General features: G+C 63.5%; 19 protein-coding genes and 1 tRNA gene. 16 read left to right on the forward strand and 4 right to left on the reverse strand.

Going from position 1 to position 24,935, the window contains the following annotated elements; translation table 11 throughout:
• Positions 1-91: 91 nt before the first annotated feature.
• The 6 genes from imuA' (at position 92) to H2O75_RS04680 (ending at position 8,134) form a co-directional block, all read left to right on the forward strand.
• Positions 92-727, forward strand: coding sequence for a DnaE2-dependent mutagenesis accessory factor ImuA' (imuA', locus tag H2O75_RS04655; RefSeq protein WP_182174310.1), 636 nt, complete (start codon positions 92-94; stop codon positions 725-727).
• Positions 721-2,337 (forward strand): DNA polymerase Y family protein, encoded by a 1,617-nt coding sequence (locus H2O75_RS04660; RefSeq protein ID WP_182174313.1) that lies wholly within the window; start codon positions 721-723, stop codon positions 2,335-2,337. Before imuA' ends, H2O75_RS04660 begins: the two co-directional genes overlap by 7 nt.
• Positions 2,337-5,561, forward strand: a complete 3,225-nt coding sequence (locus H2O75_RS04665; protein ID WP_182174316.1) for an error-prone DNA polymerase — start codon at positions 2,337-2,339, stop codon at positions 5,559-5,561. Before H2O75_RS04660 ends, H2O75_RS04665 begins: the two co-directional genes overlap by 1 nt.
• A gap of 76 nt (positions 5,562-5,637) precedes the next feature.
• Complete coding sequence (locus H2O75_RS04670; protein WP_182174319.1) at positions 5,638-6,093, forward strand: hypothetical protein; 456 nt, start codon at positions 5,638-5,640, stop codon at positions 6,091-6,093.
• On the forward strand, positions 6,090-6,824 hold the full coding sequence (locus tag H2O75_RS04675; protein WP_182174322.1) for a hypothetical protein: 735 nt from the start codon (positions 6,090-6,092) through the stop codon (positions 6,822-6,824). Before H2O75_RS04670 ends, H2O75_RS04675 begins: the two co-directional genes overlap by 4 nt.
• Positions 6,825-6,853: 29 nt before the next feature.
• On the forward strand, positions 6,854-8,134 hold the full coding sequence (locus H2O75_RS04680) for a UTP--glucose-1-phosphate uridylyltransferase (protein WP_220462828.1): 1,281 nt from the start codon (positions 6,854-6,856) through the stop codon (positions 8,132-8,134).
• Positions 8,135-8,136: 2 nt separating this feature from the next.
• On the opposite strand, the gene H2O75_RS04685 is transcribed toward H2O75_RS04680, so the two are convergent.
• Positions 8,137-9,177 (reverse strand): GNAT family N-acetyltransferase, encoded by a 1,041-nt coding sequence (locus H2O75_RS04685; protein ID WP_182174328.1) that lies wholly within the window; start codon positions 9,175-9,177, stop codon positions 8,137-8,139.
• A gap of 182 nt (positions 9,178-9,359) precedes the next feature.
• Between H2O75_RS04685 and H2O75_RS04690 the strand changes: the two genes are divergently transcribed.
• Positions 9,360-9,444: transfer RNA gene (locus H2O75_RS04690), tRNA-Leu, on the forward strand.
• A 76-nt stretch (positions 9,445-9,520) separates the two neighbouring features.
• Positions 9,521-10,282, forward strand: a complete 762-nt coding sequence (locus H2O75_RS04695; protein WP_182174331.1) for a sulfite exporter TauE/SafE family protein — start codon at positions 9,521-9,523, stop codon at positions 10,280-10,282.
• Between the two features lie 353 nt (positions 10,283-10,635).
• Here the strand turns inward: H2O75_RS04695 and H2O75_RS04700 are convergent, their stop codons facing one another.
• Entirely contained in the window at positions 10,636-14,178 is a 3,543-nt protein-coding gene (locus H2O75_RS04700) for a S8 family serine peptidase (RefSeq protein ID WP_182174334.1), read from the reverse strand.
• A gap of 235 nt (positions 14,179-14,413) precedes the next feature.
• Between H2O75_RS04700 and H2O75_RS04705 the strand changes: the two genes are divergently transcribed.
• The 7 genes from H2O75_RS04705 to H2O75_RS04735 all read left to right on the forward strand — a co-directional run bounded on the left by H2O75_RS04705 (position 14,414) and on the right by H2O75_RS04735 (position 21,209).
• On the forward strand, positions 14,414-15,733 hold the full coding sequence (locus H2O75_RS04705; protein WP_182174337.1) for a M20/M25/M40 family metallo-hydrolase: 1,320 nt from the start codon (positions 14,414-14,416) through the stop codon (positions 15,731-15,733).
• 201 nt (positions 15,734-15,934) lie between these two features.
• On the forward strand, positions 15,935-16,714 hold the full coding sequence (locus H2O75_RS04710) for a class I fructose-bisphosphate aldolase (RefSeq protein ID WP_220462788.1): 780 nt from the start codon (positions 15,935-15,937) through the stop codon (positions 16,712-16,714).
• Positions 16,707-17,267 (forward strand): glycerol-3-phosphate responsive antiterminator, encoded by a 561-nt coding sequence (locus H2O75_RS04715; RefSeq protein WP_182174343.1) that lies wholly within the window; start codon positions 16,707-16,709, stop codon positions 17,265-17,267. Before H2O75_RS04710 ends, H2O75_RS04715 begins: the two co-directional genes overlap by 8 nt.
• A 32-nt stretch (positions 17,268-17,299) precedes the next feature.
• Positions 17,300-18,844, forward strand: coding sequence for an FGGY-family carbohydrate kinase (locus H2O75_RS04720; RefSeq protein WP_182174346.1), 1,545 nt, complete (start codon positions 17,300-17,302; stop codon positions 18,842-18,844).
• Positions 18,822-19,811 carry a 2-hydroxyacid dehydrogenase gene (locus H2O75_RS04725; RefSeq protein WP_182174350.1) on the forward strand — a complete coding sequence of 330 codons (990 nt, stop codon included), beginning with the start codon at positions 18,822-18,824 and terminating at the stop codon, positions 19,809-19,811. The genes H2O75_RS04720 and H2O75_RS04725 overlap by 23 nt, the downstream gene beginning before the upstream one ends.
• Positions 19,812-19,830: 19 nt before the next feature.
• Complete coding sequence (locus H2O75_RS04730; protein WP_182174353.1) at positions 19,831-20,580, forward strand: SDR family NAD(P)-dependent oxidoreductase; 750 nt, start codon at positions 19,831-19,833, stop codon at positions 20,578-20,580.
• 341 nt (positions 20,581-20,921) lie between these two features.
• Positions 20,922-21,209 (forward strand): DNA primase, encoded by a 288-nt coding sequence (locus H2O75_RS04735; RefSeq protein ID WP_182174356.1) that lies wholly within the window; start codon positions 20,922-20,924, stop codon positions 21,207-21,209.
• 71 nt (positions 21,210-21,280) lie between these two features.
• On the opposite strand, the gene H2O75_RS04740 is transcribed toward H2O75_RS04735, so the two are convergent.
• Both H2O75_RS04740 and H2O75_RS04745 read right to left on the reverse strand, forming a co-directional pair.
• Complete coding sequence (locus tag H2O75_RS04740; RefSeq protein ID WP_259365312.1) at positions 21,281-22,831, reverse strand: SLC13 family permease; 1,551 nt, start codon at positions 22,829-22,831, stop codon at positions 21,281-21,283.
• A 259-nt stretch (positions 22,832-23,090) separates the two neighbouring features.
• Positions 23,091-24,035, reverse strand: coding sequence for an aldo/keto reductase (locus H2O75_RS04745; RefSeq protein WP_259365313.1), 945 nt, complete (start codon positions 24,033-24,035; stop codon positions 23,091-23,093).
• 47 nt (positions 24,036-24,082) lie between these two features.
• Between H2O75_RS04745 and H2O75_RS04750 the strand changes: the two genes are divergently transcribed.
• Complete coding sequence (locus H2O75_RS04750) at positions 24,083-24,925, forward strand: undecaprenyl-diphosphate phosphatase (RefSeq protein ID WP_182174362.1); 843 nt, start codon at positions 24,083-24,085, stop codon at positions 24,923-24,925.
• Positions 24,926-24,935: the final 10 nt, after the last annotated feature.

The raw sequence follows: 24,935 nt of genomic DNA on the forward strand, positions 1-24,935 counted from the left end.
ACAAGCGGCCACCAGAAGAATAGCGGGTCGATTTTTGTCGAACACGGACCTACACTGAATATCGAACAAACGTTCTAAGAATGGAGGGGTCGTGAACCACGCACAGCGGCTCGCACACGCACGCGACGTGCTCCATCGAGCCGAAACGGCAAGCGGACTGAGCAAGACGGAAGACAAGGAAGGGTGGCAGACCCCAGAGGTTCTCTCCACCGTCCTCCCGGCACTCACGCCCGGAGTGCTCGCTGTCGTCGGCTCATCAACAATCCTCCTCGCACTCGCGGGACACGCCTCCTCACAGGGCGCCTGGGTCGCCCTCGTGGGACTGCCGCTGATCGGTTGGGGAGCGGCAGTCGACCACGGACTGGACCTGACGCGCACCGCACACATCCCTGCACCGGGAGCGCGAGCCGCGGAGGTTCTCACCGCGCTCGCGGATGGCTTTGACATTCTTGTCGTCGGGGATCTTGCCTTGACGGCTCGGGACCAGAGGGCGCTTGCTCAGAGAGTGCGAACACGGGACACGACTATTCTCGCAGCCGAATGGTCTACCGGAGCGTCCGTTCTCCGCGTCGAATCGGCAGGATCGAGCGGATACGATGCGGGCGTGGGACATCTCGCCTCAACGCGTTTCACCGTGTCCTCCGGATCCCGTCACGCAACATGTCTGTGGACTGCGCACGGACTCACGTCCGCACCTCGCCTCCTGCGGGCGGTGGCTTCATGCTAGGCACGCTCAGGGGAGCCCTCTGGGTGCCCGACTGGCCGGTTGCGGCGGCAATAACAGCATCTTTAGCCACTCCCGATGCGGCGGTTGCCGTGTGCGACAGCCGGGTGCAGGCTGCTAGTCCCAGTGCGCGGCGTCAAGGCGTTCGGCGTGGGGACACCCGCCGTAAGGCACTCTCTCTCGTGCCGGATCTCGTTGTCGTCCCGCGTGATACTGATCGCGACCATCGTGTTTTTGCGACCGTGTTGGATGCGCTCGATGATTACGTTGCCTCGACGGTGATCCTTCGTCCGGGCCTCGTCACCTTTGCGGCCACGGCGCCCGCACGGCTCGCGGGAGGCCTTGATGCCTTGGCGGCCGGACTTATCTCCGCCGTAGCCCGACAGGCGGAGGAATCCCAGGTTGGTTATGGGTGTGGGCTCCTCGCGAGTGTGCTCGCCGCTCGCCAGGGACGTCACATTCCCGCGGAGGAGACCTCCGTCTTTCTTGCTCCGTTCCCGCTCACGGCAACACTGACGGTTGCCCCGACCGATGGGGTGCGGCGCGAATGGGAGGAGACGATCGACGTTCTGTCCTCTCTGGGAATCCGGACGATCGGCGACTTCGTTACCCTCGAACACGCTCAGATAGCGTCCCGTTTCGGACTGGTCGGCACGATCCTGTGGCGGCTCTGCCAGGGGGCCGACCATGCGGTTGCGCACACGACCGCACCCGCCGGCGAGATCGCGGTCAGACGGCATATTGATGGGATCGGCAACGAAGAACAGGCGGCCTTCCTCGCGAAAGAACTGGCTGATGAGCTGGCGGCCAAGCTTGGGGATCGCATGCAGGTTTGCGGCCAGCTCACCGTTCAAGCAACCTTCTCCGATGCCGGGCATCGCAGCCGAACATGGTCAGTCGACGGCGTGAATCGGGCGCGTGACATGACGGACCGGGTGCGGTGGCAGATCTCTGGCTGGCTCGATCAGCGCCACGAGCATCCGTTGGGTGAACTGACCTATCTTGAGCTTGCCGCCACCGATCTGGCGCCAGCGGGTACTCGACAGGCCACGCTGTGGGGCGACAGACGTCGTGGAAAGGAGCAGGCTCAGCGCAGTGTTCTTCGTGTCCAGGGTATGCTCGGCGATGCTGCGGTGCAGTCGGTCCGGCTTGTGGGAGGACGTAGTCCAGATGCTGCTGCAGAGTTAGAGAACTGGCAGGTTGGCGCCGTCAAAGAGGATGTCGATAGGCCCTGGGTGGGTGCCGTTCCCAAACCGTGGCCGTCGATCGTCTTCCCTTCCCCGCCTCGCGTGACCCTCCGCTGTGACTGTGGCGAATTCCTCTACGTGGACAGCGGCATCCAGCTTGCCTGCGTCGGATGTGACGCGCCCCGGCCGGTCTCCCTCTCCTTGGTGAAAGGTGCAGGCCGTCCAGACTCGAGCTATGCGCATGCGTCCTGCTACTACTCGCGGGGTGTGCGCGTGTGGAATCATGCCGGCCCGTGGAACGTGTCGGGACGATGGTGGGCCCAGGACGCCTATCGTCGCGCCTATCTGCAGCTGGGCGTGGAGGGGCCTGCGGCCCTCATCTACCGAAGCGGAGCGAACTGGTTCCTTGAGGGGATCTACAGCTGATGGGTCACCGCTACGCTGAACTCCACGTCCACTCGGCGTTTTCGTTCCTCGACGGTGCATCGCTCCCAGAGGATCTTGTCTCTCGTGCGGTCGAGCTTGACCTGTCCGCGCTGGCTCTCACCGATCATGATGGTCTTCCCGGTGTTGTCCAGCTGGCGACTGCCGCACGTTCGGTAGGCCTGCCGACGGTGATCGGGGCAGAGCTGTCGCTCCCGCTTGATGGACAGGTGTATGCCCCGCGGCGGGCCGGCGATCGTGACCCGGACGCGAACCATCTCCTTGTTCTCGCCCGCGGCGTCGATGGTTATCGCAGGCTCTCTTCAGCGATCGGCCGCGCTCAGCTTTCTACCGGGATGAAGGGATGTGCGGACTATAGCTTGGAGAGTCTCGCCGAGGCCGCTGACGGGCAGTGGGCCATTCTCACAGGCTGTCGGAAGGGTCACCTCCGCCGGGCTCTCGCCTCCGGGGGAGAGGCCGCGGCTCGTAGCGAGCTGGATAGGCTCGGCGCCTTGTTTGGTCGGGAGAACATCGTTGTTGAACTCACCGACCTGGGGAGTCCCCTCGATCGTGAACGCAACAGCATTCTCGCGGGCTTGGCTCGCGAGGCGGGTCTGCGTGCGGCCGCGACTGGCCAAGTCCACTACGCGACGGCACGGGAACGGCCGCTTGCAGATACGCTCGCTGCGATTCGCAGTCGAACAACTCTTGAGGACCTTGATCCATGGCTCCCTGCGTCCGGGGCATTTCTGCGGTCCGATGAGGAGATGAGGGCGATTCATGCCAGACACGAGTACGCGGTGGATGCTGCGGGTGAACTCGGTGCCGAGCTTGCCTTCGACCTCGACCTCGTTGCGCCCCGACTGCCGCCTTTCCCGGTGCCCGATGGATACACGGAAGCGACCTGGCTCCGTGAACTGACCTATCGCGGGGCGGAGCGACGCTACGGAGTCCGTGGTTCAACGGCTGGCGCATGGGAGCAGATCGACCATGAGCTGTCCACGATCGAGGACCTGGGGTTCCCCGGATATTTCCTCATCGTGCACGAGATCGTGGACTTCTGTCGAAGCCGCGGTATTTTCTGTCAGGGTCGGGGCTCTGCCGCGAACTCCGCTGTCTGCTATGCCCTCGGCATTACCGCCGTTGATGCGATCCGACACCGGATGCTCTTCGAGAGGTTCTTGTCGCCGGGCAGGAGCGGTCCGCCAGACATCGACATCGACATCGAGTCGGGCCGCCGTGAGGAGGTTATCCAACACGTCTATTCTCGCCACGGTCGAGAGCATGCCGCCCAGGTTGCGAACGTCATCAGCTATCGGCCGAAGATGGCCGTGCGGGAGGCTGGTCGGGCTCTCGGTTTCGAGCTGGGCCAGGTTGATGCGTGGGCCGCGTCAGTCGAACGATGGGGCTCTCTTACGGGAGAAGAATCGGACATCGATCCCACGGTCCTCACGATTGCGGAACAGATGCTCCGCCTGCCCCGCCACTTGGGGATCCATTCCGGCGGCATGGTGATGTGTGAGGGGCCCGTGATAGACGTCTGCCCGGTGGGTTGGGCCACAGCCCCCGGTCGGACTGTCCTCCAGTGGGATAAGGATGATTGCGCGGAGGCGGGGCTGGTGAAGTTCGATCTGCTCGGTCTCGGCATGCTGACAGCACTGCGACTCGCCTTCACCGAGATCGCGCGCTACGGGGCGGTGGATGAGAACGGTCAACCCTACGAGCTTCACACGGTCCCCGAGGAAGACCCGCTCGTCTACGATCTGCTCTGCGCCGCCGACACGGTCGGTGTCTTTCAGGTCGAATCCCGCGCCCAGATGTCGACGCTGCCGCGTCTGAGGCCGCGCGTGTTCTACGACATCGTTGTCGAAGTCGCTCTCATCCGGCCAGGCCCGATCCAGGGCAACGCAGTCAACCCCTATATCGCCCGCCGTCGCGGACGCGAACCGGTCACCTATCTTCATCCGCTCCTCAAGCCGGCGCTGGAGAAGACGTTAGGTGTCCCGCTGTTCCAGGAGCAGCTCATGCAGATCGCGGTTGATGCGGCGGGTTTCAGCCCCGCGCAGGCGGATCAGCTGCGCAAGGCCATGGGCTCGAAACGTTCGAAGCAGCGCATGGAGGCCCTCCATGTCCTCCTCGTGGCTGGAATGATGGAGCGCGGGATCGACGAGAGCGTTGCGGAACAGATCTATGACAGTCTCAAAGCCTTCGCTGACTTCGGCTTCCCCGAATCGCATTCGTTCTCTTTCGCCTACCTTGTCTATGCGAGTGCATGGCTGAAGGTCCATCACCCCGAGGCGTTCTATATGGGGCTTCTCGGTGCGCAGCCGATGGGCTTCTATTCTCCCCAATCACTTGTCGCGGACGCTCGACGCCACGGTGTGCGGACTGCTCGGGCCGATATCAACTATTCCGACGTCGAGGCCAGCCTGGAGCAGAGTGTGGACCGCGTCCCGGGGGAAGATGCCCCGCCCCCGCGGGCACCGGTCGCGCACGTCCGGCCGCGCAGCGATCGCGTGCTGCGTCTCGGTCTATCCGCCATTAAAGGTCTCGGCGAGGGGGCGAGTCGTATCGTTGCCGCACGCCGCGAGCGGCCTTTTGTGTCGATGGCGGATGCTGCTCGACGGTGTCGGCTCAACGAGCGAGACCTGAGGATCCTGTCCGAGGCGGGTGCCTTGACGTCCCTCGGGGTGGGACGCCGTCAGGGCATGTGGGCCGCCGGCCCGCTGGGGAGTGAAGAGACGGTGGACAATGGCTGGATCCAGCCCACGATTCCCGGCACCGAAGTGGGTATCGTTGCTCCCGACCTGCCGGACATGACCCAGGCTGAGGTGATCGTTGCCGACGTGACGCGCACGGGTGTCTCAAGCACGTATCCCACCGTTTTGGTGAGAGACAGGCTCAGCCAGCGGGGAGTGCTCTCGGTGGCAGACATTCTCACCGCTCCGATCGGCACCAGGCTCTCCGTGGGAGGTATCGTCACCCACCGGCAGCGTCCGCACACGGCCCGAGGGACACTCTTCTTGTCGATCGAGGATGAGACGGGATTGCTCAACGTTGTCTGTTCGGCGGGGCTGTGGGCGCGTCACCGCGATATTGCGCGACGTTCTCGTGCTCTTATCGTTCGAGGCATGGTCGAACGGGCGGATGGGACCGTCAATTTCGTTGCGGATGGTTTCGAACAGCTCCCGCTCTCCCTGCCTGTTTCTTCCCGAGATTTTCGGTGATGTTCGCCCTTGGCATCTCATCCAGCGAAAACACGTCGGCAACGATAGAGTTGGTGCGACATGAGGAGGACAAGACATGGCTAAATTCATCACTCTGATCCGATGGGCCGTTCTATCGGGACCTGTCGTCGTGCAGACCGTCCAACGCTACGGGCCGATGATCAAGAAGCTCGTCGACTCGAATCCCGATGCGATCTCGAACTTGACCGGCAAGCTGAAGTCCTATCAGAACGCGAAGGCGAAGAAGGGTCTCCCGGGTGCGTCGGATCGTCTTGGGGTCCTCCGCGATCAGGTCGCCTACCTCTATGCGTCGGCCAACAGTCCCGAGATTGCCGAGCAGGCTGTCGCCTGGAAGTCCCAGTTGGCGAAGATCGAGGCGAGCCTGCCCCTGATCGAGGTGATGACTCCGAAAGAGCAGCGGCGGAAGCTCAAGGCTATCAACGCAAAAATCGACAGCATTTCCAGCGATATCTTGGCGGCCGTTGTCGAGGACGATATCCAAGATGCTGAGGTTCTCGACGACGACCGGTGAATACGAAGCAGCCCGATGATGGTTCAGAGGACAGGACGATCCTGCCGTCTGCAGCGACCCCGGAGCCCGAGGTCGAGCCGGCGGATCTCCCTGCCAGCCCGCAGCCGATTCCGCCGCTGCCCGGATGCTCTCGGGTCAATCCGCACGGGGTGCGACGCTCTGCCAACGGCGGTGCTGCCTGGCATCGCAGGGGACAAGGTTCTGCACGTCCACCGCAGGTGATGCCGATGCGGGGGCCGCAGGGCCTCCCATATGCCATGCCGACTCCCTCGCTTCCGAGCCCTCGGGTGACGCAGCAGCCGACAGTGGGTCTCGTCGGGGGAGGGCTCTCCCTTTTCGGTGTTGTGCTCGCTGCTGCTGCGCCTTTCGCAACGTTCCTCTCGGTGGGCGGAGAGATCAGGCTGTGGGGTGCCGCCTCCGGAGAGGGCAACGCCTACGTCATCCTGGCGGCCGCAGCTCTGGGTTTCGTCGGCGGGATGATGATGGTGGCCCTCGCGGGAGCAAAGAGCGCCCTTCGCGGCGCAATCATGAGTATGGTTGCGGGTGGAACGGTGGGCGCCATGACAGCCTATCTTCTGACGAATTCCGATCATCACGAGATCATCGCCCAGGGCGGGTCTTTCGGTGCCGCGGCCTATCTCCTGATCGGTGCCACGGGAGCTCTGCTCATCGGCGGCATTTTGGGTCTGGTCCAGGGCCTCCACACGGAGGGCCGGAAGGGAAAGTCGTGAAGGACATCGCCGCTCCTGCTGTGAAGAAGATGCGGGAGGCTGGTGCGGGCGATCTTGCGACGCGAGTCTTTCGCCATCATCTCGAGACTGTTGCGCGTGGCGATGCAGGTTTCATCCGCGAGACCGAGATCCGTCCCCTGGAGAACCTGCCCCGCTTCGGTGGGGGAAACGCGGGGGACGCAATCGCACGTACGGCGGTGATCAAGCTCAACGGCGGGCTCGGCACATCTATGGGCTTGGCGCAAGCGAAATCACTCCTCCATGTCACGCCCGAGAAGACCTTCCTCGACATTATCGTCGCGCAGGTCATGTCGGTGCGCAAAAGTTTTGGTGCGACGCTTCCCGCCGTGTTCATGAACTCGTTCCATACCGAACGCGATACGGCGCACTACCTGGACAGGTTCGAGGATCTTGCTGTCCCTCGCATTCCTCTCAGCTTCCTCCAGAACCGTGTACCGAAAGTCCTGCGCGACGACCTGACGCCCGTCTCATATCCCGCCAACCCTGATCTTGAATGGTGCCCGCCAGGACACGGAGACCTGTTCACCGCTCTGCCCGAATCCGGCGTTCTAGGGGCGCTTCTCGAACAGGGCTACCGCTACGCGATGGTGTCGAACTCGGATAATCTCGGTGCTTTCCCTGATCCTGGCCTCGCCCAGTGGTTCGCCGATAGCGGCGCGCCGTTCGCGATGGAGGTGTGCAGGCGGCAGTCGAGCGACCGGAAGGGCGGCCACCTGGCGGTACGAGCCAGCGACGGCACGATCATTCTTCGTGAAGTTGCGCAGACAGCGGTGGAGGATCTGGCCGATTTCCAGAACATCGAGCGGCATTCGTACTTCAACACGAACACGCTCTGGCTCGACCTGCGCGCCCTGTCTGATGAGCTGGACAGGCGCGGCGGGTTCCTCGGCCTGCCCGTGATCCGCAATGCGAAGACCGTGGATCCGACCGATCCGACGTCCGCGGAGGTCTACCAGTTGGAGACGGGGATGGGATCCGGGATCGAGATCTTCGAGGGTGCTCTCGCGATCGAGGTCGATCGTTCTCGATTCCTCCCCGTGAAGACGACAAACGATCTGTTCCTCCTCCGCTCGGACGCCTTCGATGTCGACGAGACCGGTGTCATCGAGCAGACCGTCGGCACGCTGCCGCGCATCGATCTCGACCCATCATATTTCGGTCACATGCGTGGTTTTGAGGCTCGATGCCACCACATTCCCTCGCTTCGGGCAGCGCGCAGCCTGACGGTCGTCGGAGACTACACGTTCCGTGAGGGCCTCGTCGTCGAGGGGGACCTTACGCTCGGTTGAGGCTATTCGGATGCGAGTCCGAGAACCCTGTCCACACGGGGTCTGAAGTAGTCGGGTCCTTTGAGAACCTTGCCGTCTTCGCGGTAGATGGGTCGACCATCGGCGCCGAGCTTGGACAGGTTTGCGGCCTGGACTTCACGCAAAACCCGGTCGAGCGGTATCCCGGTCTCCAACGCCATGCCGTAGATGACATAGACGAGGTCGGCCAGCGCGTCCGCGGCCTCGACGGTGTCTCGCGATCCGTCATCTGCTTCGAGGGCATCCTCGTAGGCCTGTGCAACGATCTTCCCTGCGGCAGGGCCGTAGACGGCGGTCACGAGCTCGTGGAACTCTTCGGCGATAAGCGCCATGCGCATCCCTGTCCGGTCCCGATCGACCTCTGGCCCGTCCTGCGCGATGGGCATGCCGTACGTCTCATGGAACTCGCGGACGAGGGCCTCGGGATCCCTCGGATTCCATACGGCGCGCCGTCCCTGCGATGGGCCGAACCAGTCGACTGCGGGCTCCATGGGGTCGCCCGCGACGAGTGTCGCCACGAGGTGATCGTGGACGCGGCCGTTGTCGAACGCGGCGGCGCGCCGGATGCCATCCACGATGAAACCGTTGCGCCATGCCACACGCGCACTGGCCCAGTTCGCTTCCTTCCCCGCGACGAGGCAGGACCACCCGATCGCATAGCAGCCTTGGTCGAAGGCGAACTGGCACACGGCCCGCACGGCCTCTGTCATGTAGCCGTTTCCGCGGGCATCGGGGTGCGCCCAGAAGCCGATCTCGGTCCGCTTGTTCTCGCCGACGGGGAGGAAGAGGTCGACGATGCCGACGAACATCTCTCCCGCATAGATCGCCCAGATGGGGCAGTCCTTCTCCCACTTCTCCGCCGCCATCCCCAAGAACTCCTCGGCTTCTGCCGGTCCGTAGGCTCGCGGCACCGTCGTCCATCGTTGAGTCTCGGGATCAGTGCAGGCGCGTACAACATCGTCGACGAGGTCGAGTGTCGGCATGGTGAGCCGCAGTCGGGCAGTGGTGAGGGGAACTGGCTTCATGACGTCCAGGGTACTCGGTTCGGCAGGCTGGCTTCTCGTCCATTCCCGTCGTCTCGACGCGTTTCGCTCGCATCGGATGTTCAGCGATAGACGTCACACTCGAAAAGGGCGGCGCAATTGGCCACGCTCCGGTTCGGCGTGATAAATTCTTATCTGTTGCTTCGGCCTCGGTCGAGTCACCTGCGCGGGTGGCGGAATAGGCAGACGCGCTAGCTTGAGGTGCTAGTCCACGTATAGTGGGTGGGGGTTCAAGTCCCCCTCCGCGCACAGAACCCCCTGTCCAATCGGACAGGGGGATTTTGTTGTCCACCGGCCGGCCTGCCCGGCGCTATCCCCGGAGGTGATGATGCTTGCTCTTGGCGTGGGCCTTCTGATCGGCATTGTCGTCGGCCTCTTGGGAGCTGGCGGCGGGATCCTGTCCGTTCCAGCCCTCATGTATCTTCTCGACCAGACACCCTACTCGGCGGCATTGGGTTCCCTGATCGGGGTCGCACTGACATCGCTCGGTTCCCTCATCGTGCACGCGAGGGCGCACAATGTGCGTGGTCGAGCCGCCCTGCTGTTCGGTTCCCTCTCCATCGCAGGAGCCGTCGCGGGTGCCCGCGTGTCGCTTCTTCTCGATGATGAGCTGCTCGCCCGAGTCTTCGCGATCTTCCTCATCGTCGTCGGTCTCGGCTTCGTCGTCCGCACGGTGACGATGGGAGGGGACCGCGAGGGGCCGGTCGAGGCCATGACGCGGCGCGACCTCGTGGTGCTGTGCGCGGCGGCCACCGCGACGGGTCTTCTGACCGGAGTCTTCGGTGTCGGCGGAGGCTTCATGATCGTGCCCGTTCTCGTGTTCGTCATGAAGGTCCCGATGAGGCAGGCGGTGGGAACGTCTCTCCTCGTCATGGTCGTGACCTCTGCGGCGGGGATCCTCGGCAGGGCACCTTTTCACGGGGATATCGATGTTCCCCTGCTCGCTCTCTTCGTGACCGGTTCGATAGCGGGCGGCCTGTGCGGATCAGTCGTCTCGAAGAGGATCCCGCCGCGCGTCCTGACCGGTATCTTCGCCCTCCTCGTCCTCGTCGTCGGCACCTATTCGGCAGCCATCAGCTGGGGGTGACCCGCGACCTCTGACGCGAGCAGCCGATCGTGCTGTCGGTGTCGAGCCCCGGGAGGCCGATCGTCGGAGCGGGCGTCATTGGGCCCGAGCTCTTCCCGGCATGTTCCCTCCAAGCCGCAGTCCGGTGCCTGCTCGGAGCCGCCTGCTGGGGATGAGGTCTCTCGCTGCTTTCTCGCCGCCGGGGAGATCCTGGGGCGGCACCGATCATTGTGGACTGCCTGCCCAACGGATGTGCGAAGGGGCCGGATATCCGTGTTGGAGCGGCAGACGACGTTGTCGACACGGTCGCGTACTGGGTACGTCGGTGGGCATGGAGATGCCCCCGGCAGCGTGGCTGCCGGGGGCATCATCTGTTAGCGGCGCAGGCCGATCGAGTCGATCCCGTCACCGTTCCAGTCACCGACGAGGACCTCATCGGTGTCCCGGCCCAGGGTGTGAGCGGCTTGAGCCGCGCCCGAGACGAGGGAGTTGGAGACGAAGAAGACGTTGCCGCGGCGGACCGTGATCGTGTCCTTCAGGTCACCATCCCAGTCACCGACCAGAACATCGTCATTCTTGCGACCATAGTTGAACGTCGTGTCTGCAGCGCCGCCCGAGAGCGTGTTGCGGACGAAGAAGGCGTTGCCGCGGCGCACGGCGAACGTGTCGCGCGTGTCGCCGTTCCAGTCGCCCGCGAACACTTCGTCACCGGCGCGTCCGTAGTTGAACTGGTTCTCAGCATTGCCGCCCTTGAGCTCGTTCTGTGCATAGAACGTCGTGCCGCGGCGAACCGCGAACGTGTCGACGCCGTCACCATCCCAGTCTCCGACGAAGACCTCGTCGCCGAGGCGTCCGTAGTTGAACTGGACTTCGGCGTTTCCGCCGAGAAGCTGGTTCTGGACGAAGAACGTCTTGCCGCGGCGGACCGCGATCGTGTCGATGCCGTCACCATCCCAGTCTCCGACGAAGACCTCGTCGTTCACTCGACCGAACCGGAAGGAATGGTCGGCTGCGGAGGTGAAGTCGTTGTAGAGCAGGAATCCGCGGTCGATCTCTTCATCGATCGAACCGTCGCCGGGGCCCGTGCCGGGAGCATCGTCACGGTCGATGGTGAACGCCGGTGACGTCCACACCTCGACGTCGTCCGGGTTGTCGATCGAACCGACGCCCTTCACTGCCGTGACCTCGATGATGTAGTCACCATCGAGTGCGGTGAGGAACTGGTCGGATTCTGCGGAGCGGCGGAAGGTGCCGTCCCACTGGAAGACCTGGATGCCGGGGGCGGCGCCCTCGCCGTACGACTCGTAGACGAGGTTGTAGTCGGGGCTGACGGGAGCGCCCTTCGTTCCATCCGCTGTGGCGTGGAACGCCTCGATCTTCATGTACGACACGGGGTTCTGGATGTGGAGGATCGCGTACGGGGTGTCCCCGTCCTCCATCGTGTAGAGGTACTCGTCGAGGCCCCACGAGTAGTAGCCCTCGGAGACGCATTCACCCTCGAGGAGGACGCCGCAGTCTTCGAGAACACCGAGTCCGGGCGTGGAGTAGATCGGCTGGTTGGGATCCTCGCCGCCGAGATCCTCCGCGGTGAAGCCGTAATCGGCGTACGTCCACTGTTCGATGAAGGCGACATCGGATTCGTAGTTGCCTGCCATGCCCGCGTAGGGAACGACGTTGACGACGTATTCGCCCGCCTCATCCAGCATATACACGTGGCCCGAGTAGATCGCGCCGGGGAAGTCCGGCTCGGTGATCGAGACGTTGATCGTCGCGGATCCGCCTGCGGGGACCGTCACGGACTCGGCCGAGAACGTCACTGTCGCGAAAGCGCCGTAGAAGCCGGGGATCTCGTTGATTCCCCATGATGCGGGGGCGGGGTCGTGGACGGGGACGAGAGTCATCGGCTCCGTTCCGCGGTTCGTGATCGAGAGGGTTGTGGTCTCAGTCGGCCCGTTGTCCGCGTCGCGCAGGTTGATCTCCGAGGGAGAGATCTGGGTGCCCTCCCAGGCGTTGATGACGGAGCGCAGGATGTTGATCATGCCGGCACCCTGACGGTGGACAGGCTCGGAGAAGGACTCCGCCAGTGTCCACGGGATCGGATCAGCGTTGTTCTGGAGATTCGTCAGAACCTGGGCGGGAGTCAGCTGAGGGCTCGCCTCGAGCAGCAGAGCGGCAGCTCCGGCCACATGCGGGGCGGCCATCGACGTTCCCGACAGGGTTGCGTATCCGGAGCCGTCGTCATCGACCGCGTCGAGCGGGTATGCCGAGTTGATGAGGCCGCCGGGGGCCGTCACCTGCGGCTTGATCGACAGATCAGCGGCAAGGCCGAAGGACGAGAAGTCCGAGATCAGGCCGCCGGTCGCGATGAGGGACACCGTCGTCTGGTCGGTCCACGTGATCGTGGGTGCTTCAGCGTCAGCGATTGCGGCGCGTATCGCGTCGCCGTCGTCCATGGAGATCGTCACCGTCGGGATCGTGATTGACGGATCGCCCTCAACGGTTGCGCTGATCGCTCCGGCCACGTTGTTGTCGATGATGACACCGGCAGCGCCGGAGTCCTGGGCGGCCTTTGCCTTGTCGTAGAAGGACGTGACGCCGCGGCGGACGAGAACGACCTTGCCCTCGGCTCCCTCGATGGGCACGGCGCCCGTCTCGGAGCCTGCAGGGTAGGCGATGATCTCGAGCTCGGTGTTGTCAGTCGGGGGCTGCGGTGCACCCGTTGCGGGGGAGTAGCCGATGAGGCGATCATCGAGAGCGGACACGGAGAGTGCCTTCGCCTCGGACGCCACATTGTCGGCGGAGGCGACCGAGATCACCTTCGAGGCGACGGCAGGAGCGCCGCCCGAGAAGATGCCGGAGTCGCCGGAGTTGCCCTGCGAGACCGTCACGACGACGCCCTTGTCGACCAGGTTGTCGGCGGCGACAGCCGTCGGATAGTTCGGCCACGTCATGAAGGATGCGCCGATCGACATGTTGACGATGTCGGCGCCGTCAGCGGCGGCCCGCTCCATCGCCTCGATCATGATCTCGGAGTCAGTCGACCCGTCGCAGCCGAAGACGCGGTAGGCGAGAATGTTGGCCTCGGGCGCGACACCGGCGAAGCCGGCTCCTTCATCGTTGCCTGCGGCAATGCCGGCAACGTGGGTGCCGTGTCCGCCGCAGTCGTCCGGATTCTCATCCGGTTCGGGGATCGGGTTGTAGTTCGGCGAGCTCGGGTCAGCATCGTATGCATCGCCCACGAGGTCCCAGCCGCCGATGATGCGGCTGCCGTTGCCGGTGACGGGCGACCAGGGTGTCGTGTCTGATACTCCGGTTCCGCCGAAGGCGGGATGGTCGATGTCGACGCCGGTGTCGATGATGGCGATGGTCTGACCGGCGCCCTTGTATCCGACCTCCTGGAGGAAGCCTGCCCCTGTCATGCCGTTCGCGAACGCCATGTCGGGTTCAGCGCCCTGGTCGAATGTCTCGGGGGCGTCGACGATGAGGACGGGGAAGACTGCGGCGACATCGACGCTTTCGCGCAGCTGGGCGAGTTCGGCATCATCGGCGCTGACGACTGCGCCAGCCCACAGCTGGCTGTAGGACGAGGAGACCTCGATATCGAGGTCGTCGGCTGCGGCCTGCAGGTCTTGCAGTTCTGCGTTGAGGCGGCTTTGGGTGCCTCCCTGCGAGATGGGGAGGCTACGGAATTCCACGAACCATTCGCCGGTTGCGCGGGATCCGAAGGCGGATCCTGCAACTGACGCCTGGGACGTGGACGTGCCTACGAGGACGGATGGGTCGGGATCGTTCAGGGGTTCGATGCTCGGTGCGGCGGCTGCGGGGACAACAAGTGCCCCAAAGCTGACCGCACCTGCGCCGAGCATGGCGATACAGGTGCGGAATGTTCTCCTGCGGCCCGTAACATGGCTCGTCATGTGCTCTCCTCTTGTTGACAACATCGCCGCAACATCGCGACGAAGGTTACTAAAGTATGCTCTATATCACCTGGCGTGTCATTCGTTCTCACGAATTTGAGATCACGGTGCCTGTGGACGCACGGCCGCAAGCACAGGCGGTGAGTCCGTCCGACTGGCACGATTGTCGACCCATCCCCGATTTCCCATGCTGGTCACCGTGGACCGCTTTCGGGCTTCACGATAGGGTTTCGCTATGACTATCGACCCTGCCGCCCTAGATACGTCCGCTGTTGCCGAGCTGTGCGCCGCGCTCATCCGCATCGACACGTCGAACTTCGGCGATGATCCGCGGACGAAGCCGGAGCGTCCAGCGGCCGATTTCGTCGTCGACTACCTGCGCGGATACGGCTATGACCCGATCATCATCGAGTCCAAGCCCGGACGGGCCAACGTGATCCTTCGAGTGCCGGGATCGAATCCGGACCTGCCAGCCCTTGTCGTGCACGGGCATCTCGACGTCGTTCCGGCGATACGCGAGGACTGGACCGTCGATCCGTTCGCCGGGATCATCAAGGACGGTTACGTGTGGGGCCGCGGCGCGGTCGACATGAAGAACATGGACGCGATGATGCTGACCGTCCTTGGGGATATGAGTGTGCGCGGGTGGCAGCCGGAGCGTGAGCTTATCGTGGCATTCTTCGCCGACGAGGAGGCCGGTGGCGTGTGGGGTGCCCAGTGGCTCGTCGACCATCATCCCGAGCTGTTCGAGGGAGCAACGGAGGCGATCTCCGAGGTCGGCGGTTATTCCGTGACAGTGGGGGAGCAGACCGTCTACATGCTTCAGTCGGGGGAGAAGGGCATGAACTGGTTGACCCTGTCGGCCAGCGGCAGGGCCGGCCACGGCTCCCAGGTCAACAACGATAATGCGATCACGAAGCTGGCGTCTGCGATCTCCCGCATCGGCGCGAAGGAGTGGCCGCTCCACCTCACCGACACGGTGACTGCCCTCCTCACGCAGGTGTCCGAACTGACGGGCCTGCCGTTCACGGAAGATCCAGACGATCTTGCCGCTCTGGTGGCGGCCCTGGGGCCGGCTGCGCCGTTCGTGGGCGCCACCTTGCGAACCCAGGCCAATCCGACACAGCTGTCGGGAGGATACAAGGCGAATGTCATCCCGGGCGTTGCGAGCGCCGTGGTCGACATGAGGCCTATTCCCGGGACGGAGGCAGAGGCTCACCAGACGATCGTGGATCTTGCCGGGGAGGGGATCGAGGTCTCTTCTCTCGTGATGACGACGGGCTATGAGGTGCCGTTCGATGCGCCGATCGTGGGCCGCATGGCGGATGCTCTCCTCGCGGACGACCCGACCGGCATCATCGCTCCCTACCTCCTGTCGGGGGGAACGGACAACAAGTCCCTCATGTCTCTCGGCATCACCGGTTACGGCTTCGTGCCGCTGGCACTGCCCGCGGACTACAACTTCTCCGCCATGTTCCACGGCAACGACGAACGCGTTCCCGTCTCGGCATTGGAGTTCGGGACGCGCGTCCTGGCTCGTTTCCTCGCCAGCTGAGGAGAAAACCTCGCAGATATTCATCCTATGTGTGCGAGGTGCTTCACGGCCCGGATATTGTGATGCTATGCTGGCACAAACAAAATATTCCATCGGGATGGTCATGAAGGCTCGTTGCAACAGTGTTGCGCGGGCCTTCTTGTCGTTTCACCAATAATTTTCGGCATATCGCTTCAAGGGAGAAGAATGAAGACACGTAGGATGAACAGAATTTTTGCTGCGGACGGGAAGTCCGTGTCACTCGCTCTGGATGGTTTCGGCTTCAGCGAGAAGACCGCCGGGGTCGATGCTGCGGCGCGGAAGGTTCCCGAGATGGTCGAGCACGGCCTCGACAACGTTCTCGTCACCTACGGCCAGGCCCGAAACTTCGCACAGTATTTCACGGGCGCCGGTCTCACTCTCCGGGTGGATACGACGACCGCCGTCTACGACGGCTCGGTCCCGGACAACATGCCGGCCTTCGACATCCTGGACGCCGTGAAGCTCGGTGCCGACGGAGTCGTCATCATGAACTTCCCCGGGGCCCACAATGAGCGGGCAACCAACGAGTTCGCGGCCCGCCTCACACGCCAGTCGGCCGAGTGGAACGTTCCGTTCATGTGCGAAGCCCTGCCCTACGGGTATGCGGTCACCACACCCGAATCTGCCGACCCGGAGAAGATTGCCACGGCGGCCCGATTCTCGGAGGAGCTCGGCGCCGACATCATCAAGACACGCTTCTCGGGGACCGACAGGGACAGACTGATCGTCGAGAACTGCACCGTGCCCGTCCTGGCTCTCGGCGGGCCCAAGTCCGATCACGAAACCTATTTCGGATTCGTCGCGCACGTCATGGCGTGCGGAGCGAAGGGTGTCGCCGTGGGGCGCAACGTCACGCAGGATCCGAAGCCGCTGGCGATGGTGTCCGCCCTCGGTGCGCTCGTCCACGAGGATGCGACGGCAGCGCAGGCCATGGCGCTCTACACGCAGATCGATGATTGAGATCCCCGAGCGGACCGTCATCCCCTCCGTCCGCCATCTGAAAGAACTCGAGACCGCACTCGACAGCACGTCACCCTACGTGCTTCTCACGAACGTGCACATCGGCAACCTCGAGGCTCTCGCGGCCAAGTGCATCGAAGCCGATCATCGCGTGCTCGTGCACTGTGATCTGATCGGCGGCTTCAAGCCGGACAGGGAGGGCATCCGACTCCTCAAGAACATGTTCGGCGTCAGCGGCGTCTTCACCCAGAGCGCCCAGGTTGTCAGCTATGCCCAGAAGGCCGGCATGCTCGGCATCCTCCGCGTCTTCATCATGGACTCCCGATCCCTCGAGAAGGGCATCCAGATCCTCACCGAGGTCCGGCCCGACGGCATCGAAGTCCTTCCCGGCGCCCTCGCCCACCGCTACTGGGACGAGTTCGAACCGTTCCGCGAAAGCACCACCCTCATAGCCGGCGGCATGATCGTCACCGGCAAAGAGCGAGACATGCTCTTCGACCGCGGATACCGCGCCCTCACCGCCAGCAGTCCCGGCCTGTGGGACATGGCCTAAGCCTCTCTTCCAACGACTTAAAGGAGTCAACGTTGACGCCTCACTACGTTCTCGGCATCGATAACGGCGGGACGGTCACCAAGGCCGCCCTGTACGATATGGCCGGCAATGTCTACGCCATCGCCCAATCCCACCTCGCCACACAGGTCCCACGGCCGTTCTTCACCGAGCGAGACATCGACCAGTTCTGGCAGGCCAACGTCACCGCCATCAGACGCGTCCTCGAAACCTCCGGCATCGACCCCACCACCATCGCAGCCCTAGCAGTCACCGGCCACGGCAACGGCATCTACCTCGCACGGAAAGACGGCAGCGCGCCCCGCCCCGGCGTCGTATCGACCGATACTCGTGCACAGAGCATCGTCGACCAGTGGCTTGCCCACCCGGACTACGACAGGCGTGTCAGGGCGAAGACAGGATCGACCGTGTGGGCGGGACAACCGCCCGCCCTGCTCGCCTGGTTCGACCAGCACGAACCGCACCTGTTCGACGACACGGACTACGTCCTTTCCGCGAAAGACTACATCCGGTTCCGTCTCACCGGACGAGCAGCCATGGAGATCACCGACTCCTGCGCCGTCGGCATGGCCAACGTCGTCACGAAAGAGCCAGACGCAGACCTGCTCGACTTCTACGGCATCTCACGATGGCAGGAGAAGATCCCCGAGTTCTGCCGCTCCACCGAGATCGCCGGCCACATCACGGCCGACGCGGCGGCCGAGACAGGACTCGCCGTCGGAACGCCCGTCGCGGGAGGTGTCATGGACGTCGTCGCGGGCGCCCTCGCGGCTGGCCTGGTCGAAGAGAACGAACTGACCGTCATCACAGGCACCTGGTCGATCAACGAAGTCCTATCCCGGACCGTCACCGACGAGGGAAAGGTGTGGCTGACCGTGCCCTACCCGATCGAGGACACCTACCTGTTCCTCGACGCCAGCCCGAACGGCGTCGCCAACCTCGACTGGTACATCAACTCCGTCATCCGCCCCGCGCTCGCGGCCTTCGGGCAGGAACGGTCGGATGCCGATGTCTTCGCAGCATGCGAGACCATGATCCGGGACGTCACCCCCGACGTGGAGGACCCCTTCTTCCTTCCCTACATCAACGGCACCGACATCATCCCCGACGGACGCGCAGGTTTCGTCGGCCTCACGTCCTACCATGACATCCGCCACCAGGTGCGTGCCGTCTACGAGGGCGTCATCTTCTCCCACCTCTACCACATCGACCAGCTTCGAACCCACGGGGACTTCGCCGGCCACGCCCGATTCACGGGAGGGGCAGCAAACTCGACGATCTGGCTGCAAATGTTCGCCGATGCCATCGGCATGCCACTCGATATCGTCGACGCGACAGAGTCCGGCACACTCGGCACCGCCATCTGTTCCGCCGTCGCAGCAGGCCTCTATCCCGACGTCCGCGCCGCGGTGTCCGCCATGACATCCGCCCCGCGCACCACAATCCACCCCGATCCCGAGTTCACCGCGCTCTTCCGGGCACGCTACGCGCGCTTCATCGCGCACATCGACTCGCTCCGCACACACGAAGGACACCATGCGAATCCTTGCCATCGCTGACGCCTACATTCCCCTCGACATGCTGAAGGAGGGCACGGCCGCTCTCGCCGAGCACGACATCACCTATGTCGAGTGGGAAACCGAATCCATCGAACAGCTCCAAGAAGTCAACCTCCTCGTCGAACAGAACGGCCCCAACGGTGTTCCGCTGCCCGACGACATCGCCGAACTCGCCGCACAGTCGGACATCATCATCACCCAATTCGCGCCGATCGGTGCGGAGCTCATAGCCGCCAGCCCCCACCTCTCGATCATCGGCGTCCTTCGAGGAGGCACCGAGAATGTCGACGCCGAGGCCGCCGAACGCGCCGGCATCACCGTCCTCAACACGGCCGGACGCAACGCCCGAGCCGTCGCTGAGTTCACGGTGGGCCTCATCCTCGCAGAGACGCGCAACATCGCCCGCACACATGCGGCGATGCGGAACCACGTCTGGCTCAAAGACTTCCCGAATGGGGACGCGATCGGGGAGATGGAGGGCCGGACGGTCGGACTCGTCGGAGCCGGCGCCATCGGACAACTCGTCATGAGGTTCCTTCGCGGGATGGACGTCAACTGCCAGTTCTACGACCCCTACCAGGACAGCGACTACGGGACGAGAGTCGACTCCCTCGAACAGCTCATGGCGACATCCGATATCGTCAGCCTCCACTCGCGCCTCACGAAAGACACCCACCACCTCATCGACCGCCCCATGCTCGAACTCATGAAACCGAATGCGGTGCTCATCAACACGGCACGGTCCGGACTTGTCGACGAGGCGGCACTCCTCGACGCACTCCGCACCCGCAGCATCCAGGGCGCCGCAATCGACACCTTCGACGAAGAACCACTTCCCGAAGGCTCGGAATGGATGACGCTCGACAACGTCACCATCACCTCTCACCTCGCAGGATCGACCCGCGACGCCTTCGCCAAGACACCCATCATGCTGAGCCAGCGAATCCTCGCACACCTCGCGCACTGACAGACAAGGACACACACAAGTGGATCTCAAACTCACGGGAAAACGGGTACTCGTCACCGGCGGGGCGTCTGGAATGGGGGCGGCCCTCGTCAAGACGCTCGTCGACGAAGGGGCCCGAGTCGCCCTCAACTACCGGAGCCGCGCGGAGGACGCACAGGCGCTCGCGGACTCCCTCGATGGGGATGTCGTTCCCATCCATGCCGATCTCGCTGACCGGGCCCAGGTGATGAACCTGTTCCACGAGTCTGTCGCCGCACTGGGCGGGCTCGACATTCTCGTCAACAATGCCGGGCTGTGGTTGACGACGGGAATCGGGGAGGTGACGGAGGACGTGTGGGATCGATCGATCGACGTCAACCTGACCGCCCCCATGTTCCTCTCCCAGGAGCTCATCAAGCACTGCACGGGGGAGGGCCGTCCCGGCCGGATCCTCAACATCACGTCCCAGGCAGCATTCAGGGGATCCTCCACCGGTCACGTTCCCTACGCGACAGCGAAGGGTGGTCTCGTGACGATGACGCGATCTTTGGCTCGGGAGATGGGAGGCAACGGGATCACCGTCAACTGCCTCGCGGTCGGCACGATGGAATCGCCCATGATCGCCCAGGCATTGGAGGAGAAGCGAGAGTTCTACGAGTCCCGCATCCCCATCGGATATGTCGCGACCGCAGACCAGATCGCGGCAGTCGCGGCGTTCCTTGTCTCCGATCAAGCCTCATACATGACGGGCGCCACGGTCGACGTCAGCGGCGGTCAGCTTCTGCACTAGGAAGCGAGATCTGCGCCGGGCAGGGCTAGGGGCCACACCTGCCCCGCCCGACGCAGACTCCTCCTCACCGAGGAGACCTGGTACGAATCCATACTGATCGCGGCAAGCCAGTGTGCCAGTCGCGTCAGCCACGAAGCGTTCTGTATCCAGATGTGAACAGTGTAGATCAAATGAGTGACAGAATATCCGGGATTCTACCGTTACAGCTCACATGACCATAGGTGACCCTAAATTTCGTTGACCTGCAACGATGCTGGGGGTTTCCAGCTCGGGGAAAACGTCTCGCCCGTTGACGTCGCGCGTGGTGTGCCTCCGCCCCCTTTTCACGATAGGCTCTAGACATGGAAACTGATCCGCGCACTGCGCTTGACCGCCTGATTGGGGCCTTCGAGGCTTTTCACGACACCGCCTCGCTGACCCGTGATCCCGATGCCGACTCGGTGCTCGAGGCGACGGATCACCTGCTCGACGCGTACACGATCTATGACGACGCGGTGTTCACGAGCTACGGCATCGAGCTTCCCTTCGACATTTTCGTCGATGACGATGACGACGATGATGACGATGATGACGACATTGAGGTTATCGACGAGGACGACGACTACGTCTTCGACGAGGATGACGACTGAGCGGACCACGCCAGTACTGAAGGCATAGAAAAGCGGTGGACGGGTTATTCCCGCCCACCGCTTTCATCACATCACGTGCCGTAGCCGAGGATGGCGGGGCCGATGAACATCGTGAAGAGGGTGATGAGGACTATTCCGATGAGGTTGAGCCAGATACCGACCTTGATCATCTGTCCGATCTTGATGTAGCCGGAGCCGTAGGCGATGGCGTTCGGCGGGGTTGCGACCGGCAGCATGAAGGCACAGGTCGCTGCGAGCGCCACGGGGATGACCAGGAGTTCGACATCGACTCCCATGCCGATCGCGACGCCTCCGATAATCGGGAGGAATGCGGCCGCGGTGGCCGTATTGGATGTCATCTCCGTGAGGAAGATGACGAGCGTCGTGATCGCGAGGACGATGACGATCGTCGGCAGTCCGGCCAGTCCGCTAGCCTGATCGCCGATCCACAGGGACAGGCCCGAATAGCCGAAGGCCGCCGAGAGCGCGAGACCGCCGCCGAAGAGCAGCAGCACGTCCCACGGCACGTTCTTCGCCGTCTCCCAGTTGAGCAGCCCGATGCCTTCCTTCGGCTTCGCGGGGACGAGGAAGAGCACGAGAGCGAGAATCATGGCGATCATCTCGTCCGTGATCGGCAGGTCCTTGAAGAGTGTCGGGACGAGAATCCAGGAGAGCGCCGCGGCGATGAAGATGATCATGGTCATCTTCTCCTGCAGGGACATGGGGCCGAGCTTCTCGTGGTGTTCGGTGATGAGCTCCTTGCCTCCAGGGATCTCATCGATCTCCGGCATGTAGATCTTTGTCAGCAGCCACCAGGCGATGAGGAGGAATCCCCAGGCCAGCGGGGTGGCGAACAGCATCCACGTGCCGAAGCTCAGCGTGATGTCGTGATTGTCCTGCAGGTAGCCGCGCAGGAGCGTGTTGGGGGGAGTGCCGATCAGGGTCGACAGGGAGGCGATCGAGGCCGCATAGGCGATGCCGAGCATGAGGGCAGTGCCGAACTTCGAGTCCTTGCCCACGCGCGAATCGAGGGTGCCGACGAGAGCGAGGACGGAGATGCCGATGGGGAGCATCATGACCGCGGTCGCCGTGTTCGAGATCCACATCGACAAGAAACCGGTCGCGACCATGAACCCGAGGATCAGGCGTTTTGGCTTCGTGCCGATCAGGAGCACGGTGCGCAGCGCGATACGGACGTGCAGGTTCCATCTCTGCATCGTCAGCGCGAGGAAGAATCCGCCCATGAAGAGGAAGATGGTGGGGGAGCCGTAGGATGCGCCGACGGTTCCCATCGGAGCGATCTCCATGAAGGGGAACGCGACAAGGGGGATAAGAGCGGTTGCGGCGAGAGGGATGGCCTCCGTCATCCACCACACGCCCATGAGGACCGCGATTGCGGCCACGAATGCGATCGTGTCGCGATCCGTCTCGATCTCGGCGTCTGTCAGAGAGGATAGGAAGTCGGCGGACAGCTCCGCCGGGAAGATGTTGTACATGATGACTGCGCCGACGACGCCAGCCACCATGCCGATGAGTCGAATATTTCTGATCCGGGCGGGTACGGGAGCATCGGATGCTCCTTCCGCTTCCGGAGTCACCTTGTGGATTTCAGGGGTACTCACGCGAACTCCAATCATCGTCACAGCTCAGGGCCGTGACTTGGTCCATGAACAGCTCTGTTCACTGGGAGCCTAACGACTCACAAGCGGTATGTCTCGAAATTGAGATATTTGTTTAGGGGCATTTTCATGCCCACAGTGACGTCTGATGACTGATGGGAAAATTCTGTCGAGCCAGCTTCTGAGAGAAATGCCCGCCGTTCAACGATTTCGGCCCGGCCACTCCACCATGGATGCTCGGGCCGCGAGCCTTCTCGTAGACTCAGAAACGTTCGGGATATCCCCACGACGGGGCGGTGACCTCGGTCAACGCACCCAGGACAGCATCTGGAATGTCCTCGGCGAGATCGTTGAGGATCACTCCCAGCTGGGCTGAGGTCCGTGGACCGACGAGAGCACATGACACGTGCGGCCGGGACAGCACCCAGGCGAGGGACACGGTGGCGATATCAACCCCGAGACCGTCTGCGGCGGTGGCGATGGCCTCGACGACCTGGCGCGATTGCGGATCGAGATAGGGCTCGACGAAGCCGCCGAGATGTGGGGAGGCGGCCCGAGAATCGGGCGGGATCGAGTGGCGGTAGCGGCCCGCGAGGACTCCGCGTCCGAGAGCCGACCAGGCGATGATCGCGGCCCCCTCATAGTCGGCGAAGGGGACGATCTCGCGCTCGATGCCGCGCTGGAGAAGGTTGTATTCGACGTGGAGGGCGGACAGTCTGATCCCGCGCTCCGCCAGGTGCCTGCTCATCACCCCCGCATACCAGCCCGGGCAGTTGCCGAGCCCGACAGCGTGGACGAGGCCCCGGTGCACGAGAGCCGCGAGAGCGTCCGCCGTCTCCTCCATCGCCGTATCGCGATCCGGACCCGCGAGGACGAGCGTGTCGATCCACTCCGTTCCGAGGGTGGCAAGCGATGATCGCACGCTCCGTTCGAGAGAGGAGCGCGAGGCGTCTGCACCCTCGTCTCCCAGTCCCGCTCGTGACACGAGGTGGAGGGAGTCGCGATCGACTGCGGCCCGCAGGAGCTCTCCGAGGACCTCTTCGCCGGTGCCGCCTCCGAAGTAGGGGGAGGTGTCGACGATCATGCCGCCGGCGTCCAGGAACAGGCCCAGCTGCTTCTCTGCTTCGTCGGCCGGAGTGTCGCGGCCCCACGTCAGCGTCCCCAGCCCAACCCGGGAGATCGCTGTGCCAATCTTGCGTTTTCTCACACTGTGAGCCTACTGCATGCCCCCGGAGGTGGCCCTATGGTTGCCCTATGGGATTTTTAGAAGCGATCATCCTCGGCCTGGTCCAGGGCCTGACGGAGTTCCTGCCGATTTCGTCGTCCGCTCACCTGCGGATCGTCGGGGAACTGTTCCCGTCCCTCGGGGATCCGGGGGTGACGTTCACCGCGGTCGTCCAGATCGGCACCGAGCTCGCCGTCGTCTGGTATTTCCGTGAGGACATCTGGCGCATCATCAAAGCCTGGTTCAACTCGTTGCCGTTCGGACCGTGGCGCGATCGCACCCCGGGGGACATGCACGACGCGAAGCTCGGCTGGATCGTGATTATCGGCACAATCCCGATTGTTCTTCTCGGACTCCTCCTCGAGGACGCGATCGATTCCGTGTTCCGCAACCTTTACCTCACGGCTCTCATGCTTGCCGTCTTCGCCGTCTTCCTCGGCCTCGCGGACCGCTTCTCGAAGAAGACCCTCGCCGTATCCGACCTGTCGCTGCGCGACGGACTCATCCTGGGTTTTGCCCAGTCTATGGCGCTCGTTCCGGGCGTTTCCCGATCGGGCGGCACGATCACGATCGGACTGCTGCTCGGGTACACGAGGGAGGCCGCCGCCCGCGTCTCGTTCCTTCTCGCGATCCCTGCCGTACTCGGTTCGGGACTGTATCGACTCGTCTCGGACGATGGCACGGGACCCCAGGCGGGGGCGCTTCCCACGCTCGTCGCGACTGTGGTGTCCTTCATTGTCGGTTACATCGTCATCGTCTGGTTCCTTAAGCTGATCTCGACGAAGTCCTATCTTCCATTCGTCATCTATCGGTTGCTGCTCGCCGGCGTCGTCGTCGCCCTCCTGGGTGCGGGCGTTCTGGCCGCCCAGTGACACACGGAGA

This window comes from Flaviflexus equikiangi, assembly GCF_014069875.1.
Taxonomy (GTDB): Bacteria; Actinomycetota; Actinomycetes; order Actinomycetales; family Actinomycetaceae; genus Flaviflexus; species Flaviflexus equikiangi.

Excerpts from the sequence above, each read along its gene's own strand:
- H2O75_RS04660 (WP_182174313.1), top strand. The coding sequence starts at position 721 with ATGCTAGGCACGCTCAGGGGAGCCCTCTGGGTGCCCGACTGGCCGGTT.
- H2O75_RS04665 (WP_182174316.1), top strand. The coding sequence starts at position 2,337 with ATGGGTCACCGCTACGCTGAACTCCACGTCCACTCGGCGTTTTCGTTC.
- H2O75_RS04670 (WP_182174319.1), top strand. The coding sequence starts at position 5,638 with ATGGCTAAATTCATCACTCTGATCCGATGGGCCGTTCTATCGGGACCT.
- H2O75_RS04680 (WP_220462828.1), top strand. The coding sequence starts at position 6,854 with ATGCGGGAGGCTGGTGCGGGCGATCTTGCGACGCGAGTCTTTCGCCAT.
- H2O75_RS04685 (WP_182174328.1), bottom strand. The coding sequence starts at position 9,177 with ATGAAGCCAGTTCCCCTCACCACTGCCCGACTGCGGCTCACCATGCCG.
- H2O75_RS04695 (WP_182174331.1), top strand. The coding sequence starts at position 9,521 with ATGATGCTTGCTCTTGGCGTGGGCCTTCTGATCGGCATTGTCGTCGGC.
- H2O75_RS04700 (WP_182174334.1), bottom strand. The coding sequence starts at position 14,178 with ATGACGAGCCATGTTACGGGCCGCAGGAGAACATTCCGCACCTGTATC.
- H2O75_RS04705 (WP_182174337.1), top strand. The coding sequence starts at position 14,414 with ATGACTATCGACCCTGCCGCCCTAGATACGTCCGCTGTTGCCGAGCTG.
- H2O75_RS04710 (WP_220462788.1), top strand. The coding sequence starts at position 15,935 with ATGAACAGAATTTTTGCTGCGGACGGGAAGTCCGTGTCACTCGCTCTG.
- H2O75_RS04715 (WP_182174343.1), top strand. The coding sequence starts at position 16,707 with ATGATTGAGATCCCCGAGCGGACCGTCATCCCCTCCGTCCGCCATCTG.
- H2O75_RS04725 (WP_182174350.1), top strand. The coding sequence starts at position 18,822 with ATGCGAATCCTTGCCATCGCTGACGCCTACATTCCCCTCGACATGCTG.
- H2O75_RS04735 (WP_182174356.1), top strand. The coding sequence starts at position 20,922 with ATGGAAACTGATCCGCGCACTGCGCTTGACCGCCTGATTGGGGCCTTC.
- H2O75_RS04750 (WP_182174362.1), top strand. The coding sequence starts at position 24,083 with ATGGGATTTTTAGAAGCGATCATCCTCGGCCTGGTCCAGGGCCTGACG.